Here is an 18,128-nt window from a genome sequence, read left to right on the forward strand (position 1 = left end):
AGGGGACTTCAAATATGAAACCCACGAGGTTCTCCCGCAAGGAAAGTTTAAAAAAATTGGATCGGTGGATTGGCAGAGACCGCTTGAGCCTCAACGAAATAAATGATAATCGCTTTTTGAAAGCGGCGAGTCTCTTCGCAGATACAGCTGTCCAGTATGGGAGAGATAGATACAGTGGCAAAGATATGCCGCTTTTTGCGGATTGCCTCCATACCGATCATTTGAAGGCACCCAGATCTATGACGTCTCACCGCACAGGCACCGAGCCGAAACCGGCGGTCTGGAGTTTCTTTCAAAATCAGCAGAACCTGATGCGGTTACTATCTTCTTTAAGCCAGTTCACTGGGGATGGTAAATATGTTCATGCCGCGGGAGAAGCCGCCGAATACATGTTCAATCACTACTGGTATCCAGAAAGTGGCGTTCTGCATTGGGGCGGACACGGCTATGTGGACTTGGTAACCGGGGATAGATACGGTATGAAGGGTGTTGTCCACGAAATAGAGGATGTATACCCCTACTGGGAACTACTGAGAGCAGTAGAGGCAGACCGCGGCGAGATGCTGATGAAAGGGATTTGGGAAGCAAATATCAAAGATTGGGGCGCTCTACACTACAACCGACACGGTGATTTCAAAAAGCAGGTCGATCACACCAATACCTGGAACAGACCCTGGGATGGATACAAAACCCCCGAAATCAGTGAGGATCTCTCGTTTATCAGTGTGGCACTGGATCTGGCTTACGCTGCTTACAGTTTGGGGTATCAAAAGCAGGAGGAGGCACCGCGAATTTGGGGGGAACGTCTCTTAAATCTGATTATAAAGCAACGTGACCCAGAGACCGGTATCTTGCCCAATCTGGTTCATCCACAAATCTCTAAACGCGGGCTTAACGTATTCGGTAGACGGTATCCGCAGGCGACCGAACCGAGAGTCTATGTCGGCAATCAGTTAAACCACACCATTACCCAGATGATGGGTATGCTGACAATCGTAGAAAATGCCGAAAAGTACGGACGTATCGGCGAAATGGCGCACATCAAAGAAGCGGTCGAGCAACACATCATCGGTTTTTTAGACGCCTCCTACGATCAAGAAAGCAATACGCTGAAAAGTATCATTATTGACGGGACAGATCTCACAGGTTTTCGGATAAAGGGACCCTTCAGGGGAAAAAAACTTTACTTTGGCGCGAAAGAAGGCGGTGCATTTCTGCCACAAAACATCACGCCGCTCTTTACGTCCGTGTGTGCCCGTGGATATCGGGTTTCTGGGGGCAGAAGGGAGTTCAGAGACTACTTACGCACGCTATTTAAAGCCTTTGGGATTGGCGACATCGGTGTTGACAAAAACCGCGAACCACTGTTCAATTTTGATACAACTGCTCTGGAACCCGCTTATATCTTCGCACTGGTTGATTTGTATCGGGTAGAACCGAAGGCAGAATTTCTGGCGATGGCGGAGCGAATCGGGGACAACTTACTTCAAGGTAGACAGCACCCAGATAGCGGACTTTTTACGCTCGAAGATGACTTTATACTTCACAGCAAGGTCATGGATAAGCCGGAGCTACAGGAGGGACATGAGGGGAAAAGCGTGGCTGAACTCCTGCAGGATACCCATAGAACCGCAAATCTTGATGCAATGGAACCGCTGGCGTTGCTCAGCATCTACGCCGCGCAAACCGAACGCTACGACATCATCCCCGGATGGACAGCGGGGGGTCTCTACCTCAAGGTAAGCAGTGTCGGGCATATTGTTAGCAAAGAAATGCAGCTATGGTTTGATAAGCCAGCCCTCAAGCAATTTTACAAGGACAACAATATCAACTGCACTTGGTCCATTGATGAAGACTGAACCAAACAGGTCATTAAATTCCACACATTCCCTTAGAACATCCAGCACGGCAGCAAAAAACTTGTAGGGCAAGCACCACGCCTGAACCCTACAAGTTTTAATAAGCATTGCATCCCGAGCGAAATTTATTTTCACTGTGAATAATCGTTCCGTTTCGCTGGCTCATCCGTGAAGTATTCGACGAACTCCCATTCAAAACCATCCGCATCAATGAAATAGATCCGTTTTCGATGGGGATGTGGTTCGACTTTATAACCTTCCTTATATCCGGCAGCGAGCATACGTTCCCTGATACCTTCAGCGTCATCAACAGCAAAACCGAGATGGTTCACATAGGTGCCTTTCCGGTCACCTGTGAACGGATGCTTGCGGTCTGACAACGCAATATAAAAATCGTCAGTCCCAAGATGACACCATTTCGTTCCGTTCGCATTATCACCACCACCCCTGACTCGAAATTCTGGGAAGGCGGTTGTTAGGAAATCGATCGCTTTTTCAAGATCATTCACGGTCATGTTGGCGTGTTCAAGATAACGGCTCATTTTTAAATCCTCCTGAAATTTAGAGATAAACCTTATCGTCTAATCCAAATCGGGTTAGTTCTCTTTTTTCTTTACAATAGGTTTGCAAGTTTGATGCCAAACCTTCAGGTTCCTATACAATTGAGATAGTTCAACGTTTTGCAGGGTAAAATAAAATTTTAGATTTTTCCGATGTATTTCAAATCTGAAACAAAATCTGAATTAATTGCTTAGAGATCATAGAAATAGGACTAACGCAACGGGCAATGAATTGCGCTACTACGAACTGAGTTTGTGAACAGTCGTTCTATGAATAAAGTCCATCACCACCGCTGGCGAGGATTGTATCCTCGCCTTCCTGGAATGTCCAAGTAATTGTGAATTTTACTATAATTGCTTCAGAATTTCACAAATGAAACGTTTTTCATTTATGAAACAAAATTCTTGACATCCGATTCACCGTGTGATAATCTGTAACCTATAGGTAACAAACCCTGTTCACGCGTGGAGGGAAGTAGTGAAGTGGATTAACATTGCTAAAACATCTGAAATTGAACCGGGACAGAATATCCTCGTCAAATGGGACGGCGAAAACATTGCAATCTTCAATACAGGCACAGAATTTTACGCGATCAATAATACCTGCCCGCATCAGGGGGGACCCCTCAACGAGGGAACACTGGCGGGTGAAGTCGTTACCTGCCCATGGCACGGTTGGCAATACAATCTGAAAAGTGGATGTCCGATTACCACGCCAAACCTCCGAACCTATCCACTTCGGCTTGATAGAGATACACTTCAGATCGCAATCTCCCCTGAAGTATCAGCAAACAACAGGCTCGAAGGGACTGTTTTTAACCAAACCATTGAAACCGATCAGGTCTATGAAATCCTTGAGCAGATTCAGCTTGGAAAGACACTCGATGAAGTCTTTGAGAATATCCACGAGGGACTTCAGAATGTGGTCCCACATAACCGATTAGGGATCGCACTCATTGACGAATCCTCCGGTAATTTAGTGCAGTGCAAAACGAAATCCAACAGAAAAATCTTGCTGGACAACGGGTTTTCAGCAAAGATCAAGGGGTCAAGCCTTGAGCCTATCCTCAATTCAGGGGAAGCACGGATTATTGACGATTTTCAGGAAATTCTCGCAAGAAGACCGACGGACTGGACAAGACTGATGGTCCAAGAAGGGATGCGCTCAAATCTGACACTTCCACTTAAAGTGCAGGGCAAACCCATTGGGGTTGTCTTTTTCACCAGCGAAAAACCCCGGGCATTCTCCGAGGCGCATATTGGACGACTGAAACCGATTGCCGGACAACTCTCAATTCTCATTGAAAAAGGGAATTGGATAGACAAACTCGCCGAAAACAACAGACGATACCGCACACTTTTTGAGATGTCTAACGACGCAATTTTCATTTGTCCATCACTCACAGAAACGTTTGTTACTGTAAACGAAAATTTCTGTGCATGGCTTGGTTACACACACCAAGAACTCGTCAATCTGTCCCTGCGTGATCTAACGCCCCCTGATGAATTTCAAAAAGCCAGCGAAACGCTCGAAGGCCTCGACCAACAGAATCCTATTACTTTCCAAACTGAACTATCCCGTAAAAACAGAAGCCGCTTACCATTGGAAATTCGAGCGATCCGGATTGTGCATGACGAACGGGAATTTGTCCAGGGGTTCGCGCGCGATCTTTCGGAGGTAAAGGCACTCAGTGCCCAACTGAAGGAGCACCATTCGTTTGGGAATCTCATTGGGAAAAATCGGAAAATGCAGGAGATTTTCGAGTTAATTCGACTCGTCGCGCCCATGAAAACGACCGTCCTGATTCAAGGTGAAAGCGGGACCGGCAAAGAACCGATCGCTCACGCAATCCACGACAATAGCGAGAGGACGAAAAAACCCTTCATCCGCGTCAATTGCGCTGGCTTGGTCGATAATTTGTTGGAGAGTGAACTCTTTGGACATGTCAAAGGTGCGTTTACGGATGCCATCGCAACGCGCGAAGGACGGTTCGCAGCCGCGGACCGCGGTACCCTTTTTCTTGATGAAATCGGTGAGTTAAGTCTCGGAACACAAGCAAAGTTGCTCCGCGTCTTGCAAGAGGGCGAATATGAAATGGTCGGTTCAACCGAAACAAGGAAAGTAGATGTTCGTGTCATTGCAGCAACAAATCGAATCCTGAAAACAGAAATTGATGCTGGACGTTTTCGCGAGGATTTATACTACAGGCTCAATGTCGTCCCGATTACACCGCCGCCACTCCGTGAAAGACGAGATGACATTCCACGCCTCATTGAACACTTTATCGAAAAATTCAATCAACAGACCCAAAAATCTATTCATCGCGCCTCACCCGATACCCTTGAAATCTTAGTGGATTATACTTACCCCGGCAATGTGCGAGAGTTGGAGAACATTATAGAGCATGCATTCGTTAAATGTCAGGGTGGCAGCATCGAAAAGCAACATCTACCGCCCGATCTTATTTCGTCGCGGGATGATATTGTTACGCAGGCACTCAGGGAAAGCAATCCGCTTGCTGCCTTGGAACGTGAACTCGTTCAACGGGTTTTGGAGGAGTCTGATGGAAAGCCGCAACTCGCTGCACAACGTTTGGGAATCAGTCGGACAACCCTATGGCGCAAACTCAAGGCAGTATAGTTGTGGTATCGGGGCAATCGCTTTGTGGATACCTTAGAAGAAATCTGGACGCTTGAAATCCAACGCCGACACGTTTTTCATTGACAACTTCGTTGGGATTAACATATCATATCGGATAAGCGTTGATTCGTTGCTACTGTTTGAAAGGAGTACCGAAAATGGCGAAAGCCCTCTCCCTCGTTGCCTATGATGACTTGGAAAGCCAAGTTGAAGCCTTGGAAAGGGATGGATATGTCTATTTTCCCAACGTGCTTGATGCCGATGAAATTGCTGAATTGCGTGCAACCATGGATCAATTAGAGGCAATCCCAGTGTCTCATGATCGGGACGAAACCCCTCAAAATGGCGACGCATTCCTCCATAAACTCATCAGCAACTCGTTTAATCGAGACCCGTTGTATCTCCAATTCCTTGACAGACCTCCCGTTTTTGAAGTTGCCGAGGCGACGCACGGCGAGGATTTTCATTGCATCGGTATGCATTCGTGGCTGACAGGACCGGGACGTCCGGATCAGGGACTACATTCGGATTGGCTGCCAATCTCTCTACCCGCAGACGTTCGTTCCGATCCCCGCGTCAAAATCCCCATTTTCATCACTACCGCCCATTACTATCTCAATGATATGTATGAGGAATTAGGACCAACAAAGTTTGTTCCGGGCAGTCATTTTTCTGGGTGCTCTCCAAACGGCGCAACCGAGTGGAATAACCGCGGAGAAGAGAGTATCTTATGCAATGCTGGGGACGTGGTGCTTTTCCGTAGTGAAGTCTGGCATCGTGGCTCAGCCAATACGAGTGCCGAAACCCGTTACCTTATGCAGGTGCACTATGCCCAGCGGATGATCACACAGAAGTATCCGCCCTATCTGAATAAGTTCCAGTTTGACGAGTCGATTCTCGCCCAAGCAACCCCACGACAGAGGCGACTCATGGGGGACCATCGACCGAGTAACTATGATTGAGATTTTTACGGATTCTTTCTATCATATTTCAATTATCTGACCCACGTTAGATTAACAAACTTTAACAAAGGAGTTATCAATGAAAACACGTTTAATTTCTATTACTGTAAAGTCCACAGTTTTCCTATTGATTGGTATTTTTATTATATTGGTGGGTTGCGAAAGAACGCGCCAACAGGCAGGAGTTCTTTCAATCACACCCAGAAAACAAGCAAACGCCATGATTGCCTCATCGAGCGACAGTGGCGTAACTGGAGTAGCAGTCTACACACAAAACGGCGACCAAATCACGCTCACGGTTGAAATTCAGGGCGCAACCCCCGGTCTTCACGCCGTTCATATCCACGCAAACGGTGATTGCAGTTCACCCGACGGTACATCCGCCGGAGGTCACTGGAATCCCACGGGTGTTGCACACGGAAAATGGGGAGAAGGTGAGTTCCATCTTGGGGACATCGGCAATATCACCGTCGGAGAAGATGGAATGGGCAGTATTACATTGACGACGGATCTCTGGGAGATCGGCACCGGTTCCGACGTAGATATTGTCGGTCGAGGTATTATTGTCCATGCCGGTGCGGACGATTTCACTTCGCAGCCTTCGGGGGCTGCTGGTGCGCGTATCGGGTGCGGTGCCATTGTATTAGTAGAATAGGACTTACGCAAAATTCCTTTCTTTCCTCACAGGATCGGAAGATTGGAAGGATGGAAGCGTGGAAGGTGGACTTCCATCCTTCCTTTCATCCTTTCATCCCAATATTTGCTTTGTGCGTAAGTCCCGTTATTAAACTTTGAACAATTTTTAAAATCATCAAGGAGTACTGAAAATGGCAAAAGCCCTCTCACTGATTGCCTACAACGACTTAGAAAGCCGAGTGGAAGCACTGGAAAGGGATGGTTATGTCTATTTCCCTAACGTGCTTAATGCTGAGGAAGTCGCCAAATTGCGAGCCATGGTGGATCGATTAGAGACGATCCCAGAGTGTTTGGATCGGCACCAAACACCTCAAAATGGTGGAAAATTCCTCAACAAAATCATCAATAACTCGTTTAATCGAGACCCGTTGTATCTCCAATTCCTTGACAAATCACCCATTATTGAAGTTGCCGAGGCAACGCACGGCGAGGATTGTCATTGCATCGGCATGCAATCGTGGGTGACGGGACCGGGACGTCCGGATCAGGGGTTACACACAGATTGGTTGCCAATCAGCCTACCTGCAGACATTCGTTCCGATCCGCGCGTCAAAGTCCCAATCTTTATCACTACTGCCCATTATTATCTCAACGATATGTATGAGGAATTAGGACCGACGAAGTTTGTTCCGGGCAGCCATTTTTCTGGGTGTTCTCCAAACGGACAAACCGAATGGAATAACCGGGGTGAAGAGAGCATCTTATGCAATGCTGGGGACGTGGTGCTTTTCCGCAGTGAAGTCTGGCATCGTGGTTCAGCCAACACGAGTGACGAAACCCGCTATCTTTTGCAGGTGCACTATGCCCAGCGGATGATTACACAGAAGTACCCACCCTATCTAAATAAATTTCAGTTTGATGCCTCGATCCTCGCCCAAGCGAACCCTCAGCAGAAACGACTCATGGGCGATCATCGACCCAGTAACTACGATTAAAGGCACGTATTTCCGATCCACTTAAGATGCCATGAATACACAAGTTACGAACGATCAGATCGAATTTTACCGCGAAAATGGATTCCTGATTATTGACAATTTCCTGAACGGTTCCGAGTTGTTATTGTGGCAGGATACCGTGGACGAGGCTGTTGCGCAGCATGTGAGCCGTTCTGATGCCTATCACAACCAAAGCGGAGAAGACAGCTACTACAAGAATGTCTTCGTTCAATGCGTCAATTTGTGGAAGACGAGCGAGAAGATTAAACAGTTAATTCTCAACCCTGAGTTGGGTAGTCTGGCGGCAGACCTCGCCGGTACTTCGGGTGTGCGATTGTATCACGACCACGCCATGGTTAAGCAACCGTGGGCAAATCCGACGAACTTCCATGTCGATAATCCGTATGACCCGTTCTATTCACATCAGGCAATCATGTTCTGGATAGCTCTTGATGATGCAACGCTTCAAAACGGCTGTTTGTATTTTCTGCCCGGTACACATAAGACGAGCGGCTTTGAGGTTGGTGGGAGCCTCGGACAGGTTGGTATCGGTGAGCTGTTCCGAGAGTATCCAGAGTGGGCGGAGATTGAACCCTACGCCGCTGAGATGAAAGCGGGAGCCGGCGTGTTCATCAGTGGGATGGTCGCGCATGCGGCGGGACCGAATATGACAACACACCCGCGCCGTGCGTTCGCCATGCTCTTTATGCCGGAGGATGCCACGTTCAATGGGAAGAAAAGCGCGTTGCCCGATGAAGTATTTGCGAAGTTAGAGGTCGGCGATGTGTTGGCGGACGATGCACATCTGCCACTGATTTTCTCGTATCAAGAGGGTAGTACATTGCCAAATCAGTCTTAAATCGAAAACCGAATATCGGGAGTTTTCTCATGTGGCGTGTAGATGTGAATGGAAAAATTATCGTGTTGATTCTATCGATGATATTATTTCTTACCGCTTGTGGTAGCGATGTCGATTATCTTGGCGACTCCTATCCGTCTACCGTCCATGTGGATGTTTACTTTTCAGAGAATGATGTAATCGAAGACTATCTGGTGATGGGACATGCGACTATAGAGGGAGATGAAGCGGGGGAGTTACAAGAAAAGCTAATAGAGAAGGCGCGAGAGAGTGGAGCTGATGGAATCGTATTTGAAGAATTTGATCGCGTGAAGTCCGGAGAAGTAACCATAGACAATAACGTGGGTACCGAGCAGACAATAACCACAAAAGTGTTACAGGTTAAATCGATTTTTATCAAGTATAAAAAGAATCTGTAATGCCGCACACGAAACCGCCCCTATCCCCATCAAGACCGTCCTCATCCGTCGGCTGGCGGTCCATAGCAATTGGACTTCTTCTCATCCCGATCAATTGTTATTGGATTACTTATATTGAACTGGTACAATACTCCGCGCAGCCCACAATCGTCTCGCTGATTTTCACGGTTGTTTTCAACGTGCTTGTGTTGATCGGATTCAACCAAATACTCAAGCGATTCCTGCCCCAGTTCGCGCTATCTCAAGGTGAACTCCTTGTCATCTATGTCATGTTATCCGTAGCGTCTGCCACTGCGGGACACAGCATGATGGAGATTTTGGTTTCCACGTTAGGGCACGCTTTCTGGTTCGCAACGCCGGAGAACGATTGGAAAGACCTGTTTTGGCGGTATATTCCGAGTTGGCTTGCCGTGTCGGACAAGGGCGTTCTTTCAGGCTATTACGAGGGAGATTCTACGCTCTACACAACGCGGCATCTGTTGGGTTGGCTAACGCCTGTGATGAATTGGTTCGCCTTTCTCTTTGTGATGCTGTTTGTTATGGTTTGTATCACTGTCATCGTTCGGAAACCGTGGACGGAAGATGAGAAACTGGCGTATCCGATTATCCAACTTCCGGCTCGGATGACGAGCGACGGTTTCTTCACAAATCGGTTGATGTGGATCGGTTTCGGGCTTGTGGCGGCTTTCGATGTCGTTAACGGTCTCCACCACGTCTTTCCTGCGATACCCTCTGTGTACGAGAAAGCATACCGTTTCAGATTCACAGAGAAACCCTTCTCCGCAATGGGGTGGCTGAGATTGGGTATCTACCCTTTTGTTTTAGGCATTGGGTTTCTAATTCCGTTGGATCTGTTATTTTCGAGTTGGTTTTTCTTTTGGGTGTGGAAGGGGCAACAGGTCGTTGGAAGCATTATGGGTTTAGAAGGGACGGGTTATCCTTACGTCAACTATCAGGGATTTGGTGCCTATATGGGCATCTTTCTGATTGCCTTATGGAGGGGCAGAAAATACCTTCAGAATTTGCTGGCAGCGAAAGTTCGTCCCACATCCACGCGAGATGAACCGATGTCACCCCGGACGGTGCTTCTCGCACTTATTGCTGGCATTGCGTTTCTGACCTTTTTTTGTTTGAGAGCGGGTATGTCCCTCTGGACGATTCTTGTCTTCTTTGGACTCTATTTTGCCTTCTCCACGGCGGTTTCTCGGATGCGAGCCGAGCTCGGATCGCCAATGCACGACTTGCATTATACGGGACCCGAACGAGTCATGGTTGCGGCTGTAGGCACTCGTAGGTTAGGACCGAATAATCTTTCGATGTTCTCTTTTTTTTGGTTTTTTACGCGCACTTTCGATTCGCATCCGATGCCCCATCAACTTGAAGGCTTCAAACTCGGCTATTTGCGATCCTGATCGCACTGTTCGTTGGTATCCTCTCGCAATTTTGGGCACTTATATCCGTTCCTTATCGACTCGGTGCTTTACACGAGATGTCTCGCGTCCCGATTATATACGGATCTGAACCGTGGATGCAACTGCAGAAGTGGTTAGCACATCCGCTTGATCCAGACTATTGGGCGTTAGGATTTACCGGAATTGGTTTGTTGTTCGCGCTTTTCCTTATGCTGATGCGGATGAAATTTTTCTGGTTTCCTTTTCATCCAGCAGCGTATGCCACCGTGTGTGGGAGCTGGGCAGTCAATTACATCTGGTTTAGCCTGGGCATCGTGTGGGTGTTGAAATTGGTTCTGCTGAAATACGGTGGGAGAAATGCCCATCGAAAGGCAATGCCATTTTTTTTGGGGTTGATATTGGGGCAATTTACCGTCGGGAGTCTGTGGACAATATTGGGGATGGTGTTTAATATACCGACTTATGGAATTTGGCCTTAATACACTAAACTGTCGACAACTATAGGACACAATTGTCGCCCCGCTGGGGCTTAGGGTTTGGCGGATGTCTGTATTTTTATAGACATTCCGCCGCGTCCAATCTTGGTGTAGCAGCGAGCTGTGCTTGCAATACTGTTAACTTCATAACGTCAAAAACGTTAGCACGTAACGGAGTGGAGTGCGGATTTAAGGAACGTATTCGATAGTTTAGACGCACTTAATTCCTCCGCAAGGGATATTAAAAACATGAAAATTCAAAAAATTCAGGCGTTTCCACTTGCATATCCAGAGCCACACTACAAAGGTATCGAGCGTTACATCACGCTTGCCCGCGTGGAGAGCGACGACGGTCTCGTGGGTTGGGGGGAGTGTATCTCGCAATTCCGAGAAGCGACACTCGCAACACAGATAATTATTGACCAGGGATTTGCACCAATGCTTACCGGTGAAGATGCCTTAGATGTGGAACGACACTGGCATAAAATGCTCGACCACATCTGGTGGTATGGTCCTGAAGGCATCGCTGCGTTCGCCGTCAGTGCTGTGGATATGGCGTTATGGGACTTAAAGGGCAAAGCCCTCGGTCTACCCGTCTGCCAACTCCTTGGGGGTCAACTTCACGACAAAATCGCTGCAATGGCATCATTCATCTTCGATATGGAAGACTTGGACTGGACACTGAACGAATTTCGGTGGTTGCGTGAGCAAAACTACCGTATCGTCAAAGGCGGATGGGGGATGCGACCCGAGGCGGTATTCGGTCTCGATCGCCAGCGTGATATTGAGATGATTCGTCGTGTGCGTGAGGTGATTGGGGATGAACTTGAGTTTGTGATTGATACACCTGGTCACCGGCGTATTTGGGATGTCCCGACAGCGATTCAACGTTTCCGGGACCTCGAACCCTATCGGCTCAAATGGATTGAGCAACCCCTGCCCCCCCAAAACTTTGAAGCATACGCCCAACTGCGGTCAGCGGTTATGACACCCATCGGGACAGGTGAGGATGAATGGGATGTCGAAAGTTACAAACGCCTTATCCAGTCGGGTGGCGTTGATATCGTACAAATCGATCCGGGGCGTTGCCATGGACTCACCGGTAGCCGACGTGTCATCAAACTCGTTGAGGCGGAGAATCTTCTGTTCAGTGCCCATTCATGGAGCAGTGCCTTAAACACCGCTGCGAGTCTGCACATGCTTGCGAGTTCACCGCATGCCGATTGCACGGATTTTAAGCCCCATGAATCCCCGATGCAGCATGAATTGGTCAGCGATCCGTGGGCCCAAGAGGACGGTTATGTCGCTATCCGAGACGTTCCGGGATTGGGGGTCACGGTGCGAGAAGATATTGTGGAAAAATATCTGTTTGGATAGCAAATAGCAATCGGCAGCTCGCAGGTTGAATTGAAACCCAACATCATACCAAAGTCCCTGAACTCACTATTGTAAGGGCAGCACTTGTGGCTGCTCTCTTAAAATCCGCGAAATCTGTAAAATCCGTATCAATCCGCGATTCAGACAATGAACTTCATTACACGGCTTTCACAACACCTTTGATGTAACTTCCGTCTCCACCCGCGTCTCCACCCGTTGCTTCCTTGAGGAGTGCCGGATAATCCTGCAGTGGGACGATGTGCGTTATGAGTGGTCTCAGGTCAATATGCCCACGCTCAAGAAGCCGGATCGCTGGTGGGAACGTGTCCCGAATCTTCGCACCCGGCGACGAACTCACCAAATTGAACGCACCGCCATGCCACTCGGAACCGTTGAATGTTACTTGCTCCCGAATACAACCGAAGAGATTGATATGCCCACCTCTACGAACAATCTTCGTGGCGAGATTTAACCCTGCCCCTTTGCCAGAACAGTCAAATACCACGTCAATCGGACGCGCTTTTAGCTCCGACACTAACTCGGAGGCAGGGATTTCCTGAGGATTATACGTGAGTTCAGCACCGAGCGATTTCGCCAGGTTCAGACGTTTCTCAACGAGATCAATGGCGATCAGGTCATTTGTGTAGAATCGGCTCATTGCCTGAACGAACATAAGTCCCATAAAACCACACCCGATAACTGCAACGTTGTCAGCGGGTCGCAAAGGGGCAGTGTCGAGCCCAGTTACAACGCATGAAACCGGCTCAACGAGCCAATACTCATCCGAAATATCCGATTCCGGAAGGACATATATGTTTTCAGCTGGACAGTTCTTGATACCATCGAATCCCAACGCTACACTCGCAACACGCATCCCCTCCTCAATATCCGGGACCCCGCTCCCAACTTTTGTGACATAACCAACGCCTTCATGCCCCGGAGGCGCGTAACCACCATCCCGAAAGGTCGCTAAGTCCCATGCACAGACCCCACAGGCGGCACTTTGAACCTGCACTTCATCCGCCTGCAGATTGGATACATTAACATCAATAATCTCGACCCCACCGTTTTCTCCATACCTGATCGTTTGCGTTTTCATCGGTTTAACACAACCCTCCTTACATTGGTCAACAGCGAACAATACCACGATTTTTCCAGATTATAGCATACATTCTGAATGCAACTGCCACTTTTGTGTGAGATGCACACTTCTCCTAAAGCACACTACCAGTTCGTATGCGATCCGTCGCGTCGGCGAAGGTGTGGCGGTTCCGAGAATTTGTAGGTCTGTGCCGTTACGAGTTCTTCATCAACTTCAACCCCTAAGCCAGGACCGTCTGGTACTGGTATGACTGCACCGTCAAGTTTGTGTTGCACGGGAAATAGGTCCTCATCATAGTGTCCAGATTTTTCTGTTGGAGAGACTCGGATTTCTAACCACGCGAAGTTCGGGACCGCGGCTGCCAGATGAACCGTCGCAGCCGTGCATATCGGTCCTAATGGGTTGTGTGGCATCAGGTCGATATAGTGTGCTTCAGCGTCAACCCACCGACGTTGCACACATCAAGTCGGGCAAAGTTCGTAATACCGCGTTCCAGGTACGGGAGAAACTGCCACTTACTGGAGAATTCCTCGCCAATCGCGAATGGGACATCGACCATCGTCCGCAGGGATTCATACGCTTCTGGTGTCTCATCTCGGATCGGCTCCTCCAAAAAGTCGAGCGTGCCAGAGGGCATACGTTGACAAAAAGATGCCGCTTCCGCGACGCTGAGCCGGTGATGATAGTCGATGCCAAGAACAGGTTCGGATCCGATGGCTTCTCGAAGTGCCGTCAACCATTCCGCGGCGAGGCTGATGGACTCGTGGGGTTCAAAGATGTTCTCCTCGCCCGGCTTCGCACGGTGCAAGACGTTTGTTCGGATGACGTTCCATCCGTTCTCAAGCAATAAATTCGCGTTCGCAATTAATTCCTCAACTGTGGATGCCCCCGTCGTTGCAAAGCATGGGACAGCGTCGCGTTGCTTTCCACCGAGCAATTGGTAGACCGGCACGTTCAACGCCTTCCCGACAATATCGTGCAGTGCGATGTCGATCGCTGAGATCGCGCCTGTCAATGCCCGACCACCCTCAAAATACTGGCTCCGGTACATCTCCTGCCACAACCCACCGATCCGCATCGGATTACGCCCGATGAGGAATTCGCGATAGTGTCTAACTGCACCCACGACAGCCAATTCTCGACTCGAAAGTCCAGACTCGCCCTCTCCACCTTGACAATGTGTTGATTTCTGTGTCCCACCCAAACAGGATACGGTTTGATATCGGTAATTTTCATAATGCCTCTCTCCTACGCAAACTTCGTGCTGGATTTCTAACCCTTATACCAAATTGCTTGGCATGTGTCAATTGGTTTTCGTGTTTTGTGGACATCAGCAATGGTTGAACCAAACGGACAGGTATGTTACAATTGCAGAAACAGAAGGGAGGCACTCAGATGACTAATAACCAGATTAAAATCGCGGCGTGTCAATTGCTCACCAGTGAAGATGTTTCTACCAATACTGCAAAAGTGCTCCAGCAGATTGAAACGTGTGCAGAGATGGAGATTCAGATTGCGGCATTCCCTGAAGGATGCCTGTTCGGCTACTGCTGTCGGACGGATTATTGGGAACGTATCTCGCCACAGGTTTTTAAAGAAGCTGAGGCGGAAATAGCGGAAGCGGCGCGTCGGCATGGAATCGCCGTTATTGTCGGCTCCGCGCATCACGATGGAGAGAATTGGCACAACGACCTTGCTATTTTCGATCCGCAAGGAACCCTCAAATACCGTTACGGCAAAACCTTTCTCGCAGGGGAACAGTGGTGTACCAACAATCGCGGTCCGCTACCGATTGTGGAACTCGCTGGTGTTACGTGCTGCTTCATCATCTGCCACGATGTTCGCTATCCAGAGTTAGTCAAATTGCCTGCAGCGATGGGCGCGCAACTCTGCATCTTCTGCTCGTGTGAAGCAGGGTTGCTATCGGAATATAAACTCTCCGCTTATCGCGCTATGCCGATCTCACGTGCGACAGAAAACGGTATCTATCTCCTGATGGCGAACACACCTGCAGATCCAGATGATTTGCGGGCAACGGGTGCCTCACACGGCAACTCTAAGATTGTGCATCCAGATGGTAATGTTATCATAGAGGCTGGGTTCTTCGGAGATGACATCGTTTCGGCAACGATAGACCTCTCACAGGCGACAGGTTCGCAGGCGAAACGAACCTACAATGAAGACACCATCCTGCGGGAATGGTTCCGACAAGGGTGCGAATTCGTTGTAAAAGTCTGAAATCAGTATAGTATCTGAAGGAGTTAGATATATGCCAAATCAAACTGTCCAGATCCGTACCGGTCAGCTCGTCGATGGGATCAGTACATACGCTAAGAACAATCAGGCGATTCTTGTGATTGATGGACGGATTAATGCCGTTGGACATTACGAAGAGATTGCGAAACAGACACCACCTGACGCAGAAGTTGTTAATCTTGGAGACGCGTATATCACACCGGGACTCATTGATGGACATACACATCTGAGCCTCGCAGGCGATGGGCGGAACTACGTTCAGATGTTCTCGGAAACCGATGAGATGATGGTGCTGACCGGTGCGATGAATCTGCAACGCCATCTCACCGCAGGGATCACAACCATCCGCGAACACGGAGCAAGGAATAAGGTAGGATTCACGCTCAAGGAAGGGCTTGAACGCGGTTACATTCCTGGTCCCCGCACCTTAGTAAGCGGACGACCCATCACTTGCACAGGTGGGCATTTCCACATGTGTAACGAGACAGCGGATGGTGTGGCTGAGATGCGACGCTCCGTCCGCCGCTTGGTTCACGAGGGTGCGGATTACATCAAGATTATGGCATCTGGCGGAGGGACTGCTGGAACGATTCCGGGACGCGCCAGTTACTCTGTTGCTGAGTTGCACGCCGCTGTTCACGAGGCACACCACTTCCATCGGCTCACGGTGGCGCATTGCCGCGCAAAGGAGTCGATGGTGCGTGCGGTTGAAGCGGGCATTGATCTGATGGAGCATGCGGAATTCCTCGACCCAGACGGTGAACTCCGGTTCGATCCCAAAATTGCCGAAATGATGGCAGAATCCGGCATCTGGATCAGTCCAACCCTTCAAGCATGGACGGGTTATCCTCGCATCGTTGAACTCCGCACGAAACGGGACACGGATGCGATTTCTGCTGACGAAGCAACCGAATTACAGCGACTTGAGGCGCGGGCAGAAGTCCGTTTAGATGTGATGCGACGCATGCTTGACTATGGACTCCGCGATCGGATTGTTCCGGGCACGGATTCAGGGGTCGGCAATCTCGCATTCGGTCATCTTGATTATGATTTGCAACTGCTCGTTCAAGTCGGATTTACGCCTGCGGAGGCACTTATCTCAGCGACCCGCATTTCCGCCGAGGCGATCGGAATGGCAGATGAGATTGGGACGATCGAGGTGGGGAAAATTGCTGATCTCGTTGCTTTTGAGGGCGATCCGACAAATGACGTAGATGCCTTTAGCCGAGTGATTGCGGTATTTCAAGCCGGACAACGGGTGAAATAAACCACAATATGCAGTCAAACATTGACCACACTATCATTCAGCAGTTGGTCACCGATTCTCAAAAAGATGGCGTCCAAAAATTGGTTGTGGGGGCGGTAATCTCGAAAAATAACAAGTTCCTGCTTTTGGAGCGAGTGCTATCTGACTTCATGGGTGGATTTGTTGAAATTCCAAGTGGTACCGTGGAGACGGGGGAGGATCTACTCACAGCACTCGCACGGGAAGTGCAGGAAGAGACAGGGCTTGTGGTAATATCAGTCCTTGAATGTCTCGGATCCTTTGATTATCGATCCAGTTCCGGTAAAAAAACGAGACATTTCAACTTTTTCGTTGAGGTGGAGGACGGTGAGATCAAACTGGACCCTGCTGAACATCAGGCATACTACTTAGTTGCGTTGTCTGATGCGGCGTTCACAACGCTTAACATCTCGGATGCTACCAAGGCTATTCTCAGGACTGCATCGCAACGATGATGCCGGCGTTTGATTAGATTATACCTCATAGATGTCTGCACGTCGTTTTGCCACCTTATGTCGGGTAAGTGCTTGAAGGTCCTCCGGCATACGCGCAAACGTCTCCGGGAAAACGGGTTGATGACCTCCCTCGCGCATGAGATTCCACCAAGGAGGGTAGTAGGCAATATTCAACGCCATGCGGTGTTGGTTGTCGGTTGTGTTCGCGCCCTGCCCGTGCCATGTGCCACCATGCCACAACAACACGGAACCGCGTCGGCCGCAGACGGGCACTGGATGACTCTCCGCAATATCGGATGCTGAAGGTCTCCGCCGTGCGCGATGGCTGAATGGCACAACAAGGGTCGCGCCGTTATCAACGGTAAAATCCGTCATCATCCAGATTGAATTAATCATCCACGGTGTTTCAGGTAGGCGCGATGGCAAGTCGTGCGTCGAATCGGAATGGATACCCCCTTGTGATGCACGCGGCTTAACCCATTTTGTACACGCCTCACCCAGTCGCGCGTTATCGCCGAGAAAATGGCGGACGACCTGTAGCACCTGTGGATGTGCGATGCATTCCCAACACATCTCATCGAGGTTGACTACCCCGAAAAGCGTTTGATACAGGTCAGCATTTGGGTCCTGAAAGGCGGCGTGATTCGCAGGGTTTCGGTGAAGTTGGAAGTATTTCTCCGCCATTGCATCCGCTTGTACGGCAGGAATCGCATCCTCAATCAAACAGTAGCCGAATGTTTCGAGATGTTCTATTGCGTCTTGTTGTGGCATTTATGGAACTCCTGCACTTTTCAGAGGATCCTTCGGTATCAGTGCGTACTTATTGTGTTTAAT

The 18,128-nt window shown here is 49.1% G+C and carries 16 protein-coding genes and 1 pseudogene; 13 read left to right on the plus strand and 4 right to left on the minus strand.

The window, feature by feature from the left end; genetic code table 11:
- Positions 1-14 precede the first annotated feature (14 nt).
- Positions 15-1,859: a hypothetical protein gene (locus J4G07_01480; GenBank protein ID MCE2412653.1), complete on the plus strand. Its 1,845-nt coding sequence runs from the start codon at positions 15-17 to the stop codon at positions 1,857-1,859.
- 131 nt (positions 1,860-1,990) lie between these two features.
- Here J4G07_01480 and J4G07_01485 read toward each other — a convergent pair whose 3' ends face one another.
- A complete protein-coding gene (locus tag J4G07_01485) occupies positions 1,991-2,401 on the minus strand; it encodes a VOC family protein (protein MCE2412654.1) in 411 nt (136 codons plus the stop codon).
- 496 nt (positions 2,402-2,897) lie between these two features.
- Between J4G07_01485 and J4G07_01490 the strand changes: the two genes are divergently transcribed.
- The 9 genes from J4G07_01490 (at position 2,898) to J4G07_01530 (ending at position 12,196) form a co-directional block, all read left to right on the plus strand.
- Positions 2,898-5,060 (plus strand): sigma 54-interacting transcriptional regulator, encoded by a 2,163-nt coding sequence (locus J4G07_01490; GenBank protein MCE2412655.1) that lies wholly within the window; start codon positions 2,898-2,900, stop codon positions 5,058-5,060.
- A 158-nt stretch (positions 5,061-5,218) separates the two neighbouring features.
- Positions 5,219-6,022: a phytanoyl-CoA dioxygenase family protein gene (locus J4G07_01495; GenBank protein MCE2412656.1), complete on the plus strand. Its 804-nt coding sequence runs from the start codon at positions 5,219-5,221 to the stop codon at positions 6,020-6,022.
- A 220-nt stretch (positions 6,023-6,242) separates the two neighbouring features.
- Positions 6,243-6,677 carry a superoxide dismutase family protein gene (locus tag J4G07_01500; protein ID MCE2412657.1) on the plus strand — a complete coding sequence of 145 codons (435 nt, stop codon included), beginning with the start codon at positions 6,243-6,245 and terminating at the stop codon, positions 6,675-6,677.
- A 172-nt stretch (positions 6,678-6,849) separates the two neighbouring features.
- On the plus strand, positions 6,850-7,653 hold the full coding sequence (locus tag J4G07_01505; GenBank protein MCE2412658.1) for a phytanoyl-CoA dioxygenase family protein: 804 nt from the start codon (positions 6,850-6,852) through the stop codon (positions 7,651-7,653).
- 31 nt (positions 7,654-7,684) lie between these two features.
- Positions 7,685-8,512 (plus strand): phytanoyl-CoA dioxygenase family protein, encoded by an 828-nt coding sequence (locus tag J4G07_01510; GenBank protein ID MCE2412659.1) that lies wholly within the window; start codon positions 7,685-7,687, stop codon positions 8,510-8,512.
- Positions 8,513-8,541: 29 nt separating this feature from the next.
- Positions 8,542-8,931, plus strand: coding sequence for a hypothetical protein (locus tag J4G07_01515; protein ID MCE2412660.1), 390 nt, complete (start codon positions 8,542-8,544; stop codon positions 8,929-8,931).
- On the plus strand, positions 8,931-10,343 hold the full coding sequence (locus tag J4G07_01520) for a hypothetical protein (GenBank protein MCE2412661.1): 1,413 nt from the start codon (positions 8,931-8,933) through the stop codon (positions 10,341-10,343). Before J4G07_01515 ends, J4G07_01520 begins: the two co-directional genes overlap by 1 nt.
- A gap of 116 nt (positions 10,344-10,459) precedes the next feature.
- On the plus strand, positions 10,460-10,822 hold the full coding sequence (locus J4G07_01525; GenBank protein ID MCE2412662.1) for a hypothetical protein: 363 nt from the start codon (positions 10,460-10,462) through the stop codon (positions 10,820-10,822).
- Between the two features lie 246 nt (positions 10,823-11,068).
- Positions 11,069-12,196: a mandelate racemase/muconate lactonizing enzyme family protein gene (locus J4G07_01530; protein ID MCE2412663.1), complete on the plus strand. Its 1,128-nt coding sequence runs from the start codon at positions 11,069-11,071 to the stop codon at positions 12,194-12,196.
- A 157-nt stretch (positions 12,197-12,353) separates the two neighbouring features.
- On the opposite strand, the gene J4G07_01535 is transcribed toward J4G07_01530, so the two are convergent.
- Both J4G07_01535 and J4G07_01540 read right to left on the minus strand, forming a co-directional pair.
- Positions 12,354-13,295: a zinc-binding dehydrogenase gene (locus J4G07_01535; protein MCE2412664.1), complete on the minus strand. Its 942-nt coding sequence runs from the start codon at positions 13,293-13,295 to the stop codon at positions 12,354-12,356.
- 125 nt (positions 13,296-13,420) lie between these two features.
- Positions 13,421-14,534 (minus strand): annotated as a pseudogene (locus J4G07_01540) (mandelate racemase/muconate lactonizing enzyme family protein).
- A gap of 159 nt (positions 14,535-14,693) precedes the next feature.
- Here J4G07_01540 and J4G07_01545 point away from each other — a divergent pair.
- From J4G07_01545 to J4G07_01555, 3 genes are read left to right on the plus strand one after another with little or no spacing between them, the layout of a single operon-like run.
- Positions 14,694-15,536 carry a carbon-nitrogen hydrolase family protein gene (locus J4G07_01545; protein ID MCE2412665.1) on the plus strand — a complete coding sequence of 281 codons (843 nt, stop codon included), beginning with the start codon at positions 14,694-14,696 and terminating at the stop codon, positions 15,534-15,536.
- A 31-nt stretch (positions 15,537-15,567) separates the two neighbouring features.
- Positions 15,568-16,821 carry an amidohydrolase family protein gene (locus J4G07_01550; GenBank protein ID MCE2412666.1) on the plus strand — a complete coding sequence of 418 codons (1,254 nt, stop codon included), beginning with the start codon at positions 15,568-15,570 and terminating at the stop codon, positions 16,819-16,821.
- Between the two features lie 8 nt (positions 16,822-16,829).
- Positions 16,830-17,294, plus strand: a complete 465-nt coding sequence (locus J4G07_01555; GenBank protein ID MCE2412667.1) for an NUDIX hydrolase — start codon at positions 16,830-16,832, stop codon at positions 17,292-17,294.
- An 18-nt stretch (positions 17,295-17,312) separates the two neighbouring features.
- Here the strand turns inward: J4G07_01555 and J4G07_01560 are convergent, their stop codons facing one another.
- A complete protein-coding gene (locus J4G07_01560) occupies positions 17,313-18,065 on the minus strand; it encodes a phytanoyl-CoA dioxygenase family protein (GenBank protein ID MCE2412668.1) in 753 nt (250 codons plus the stop codon).
- Between the last annotated feature and the right edge of the window lie 63 nt (positions 18,066-18,128).

The sequence above is a fragment of the Candidatus Poribacteria bacterium genome (genome assembly GCA_021295715.1).
GTDB lineage: Bacteria > Poribacteria > WGA-4E > WGA-4E > WGA-3G > WGA-3G.

Excerpts from the sequence above, each read along its gene's own strand:
- J4G07_01480 (MCE2412653.1), top strand. The coding sequence starts at position 15 with ATGAAACCCACGAGGTTCTCCCGCAAGGAAAGTTTAAAAAAATTGGAT.
- J4G07_01485 (MCE2412654.1), bottom strand. The coding sequence starts at position 2,401 with ATGAGCCGTTATCTTGAACACGCCAACATGACCGTGAATGATCTTGAA.
- J4G07_01495 (MCE2412656.1), top strand. The coding sequence starts at position 5,219 with ATGGCGAAAGCCCTCTCCCTCGTTGCCTATGATGACTTGGAAAGCCAA.
- J4G07_01500 (MCE2412657.1), top strand. The coding sequence starts at position 6,243 with ATGATTGCCTCATCGAGCGACAGTGGCGTAACTGGAGTAGCAGTCTAC.
- J4G07_01505 (MCE2412658.1), top strand. The coding sequence starts at position 6,850 with ATGGCAAAAGCCCTCTCACTGATTGCCTACAACGACTTAGAAAGCCGA.
- J4G07_01510 (MCE2412659.1), top strand. The coding sequence starts at position 7,685 with ATGAATACACAAGTTACGAACGATCAGATCGAATTTTACCGCGAAAAT.
- J4G07_01515 (MCE2412660.1), top strand. The coding sequence starts at position 8,542 with ATGTGGCGTGTAGATGTGAATGGAAAAATTATCGTGTTGATTCTATCG.
- J4G07_01520 (MCE2412661.1), top strand. The coding sequence starts at position 8,931 with ATGCCGCACACGAAACCGCCCCTATCCCCATCAAGACCGTCCTCATCC.
- J4G07_01525 (MCE2412662.1), top strand. The coding sequence starts at position 10,460 with ATGCAACTGCAGAAGTGGTTAGCACATCCGCTTGATCCAGACTATTGG.
- J4G07_01530 (MCE2412663.1), top strand. The coding sequence starts at position 11,069 with ATGAAAATTCAAAAAATTCAGGCGTTTCCACTTGCATATCCAGAGCCA.
- J4G07_01535 (MCE2412664.1), bottom strand. The coding sequence starts at position 13,295 with ATGAAAACGCAAACGATCAGGTATGGAGAAAACGGTGGGGTCGAGATT.
- J4G07_01545 (MCE2412665.1), top strand. The coding sequence starts at position 14,694 with ATGACTAATAACCAGATTAAAATCGCGGCGTGTCAATTGCTCACCAGT.
- J4G07_01550 (MCE2412666.1), top strand. The coding sequence starts at position 15,568 with ATGCCAAATCAAACTGTCCAGATCCGTACCGGTCAGCTCGTCGATGGG.
- J4G07_01555 (MCE2412667.1), top strand. The coding sequence starts at position 16,830 with ATGCAGTCAAACATTGACCACACTATCATTCAGCAGTTGGTCACCGAT.
- J4G07_01560 (MCE2412668.1), bottom strand. The coding sequence starts at position 18,065 with ATGCCACAACAAGACGCAATAGAACATCTCGAAACATTCGGCTACTGT.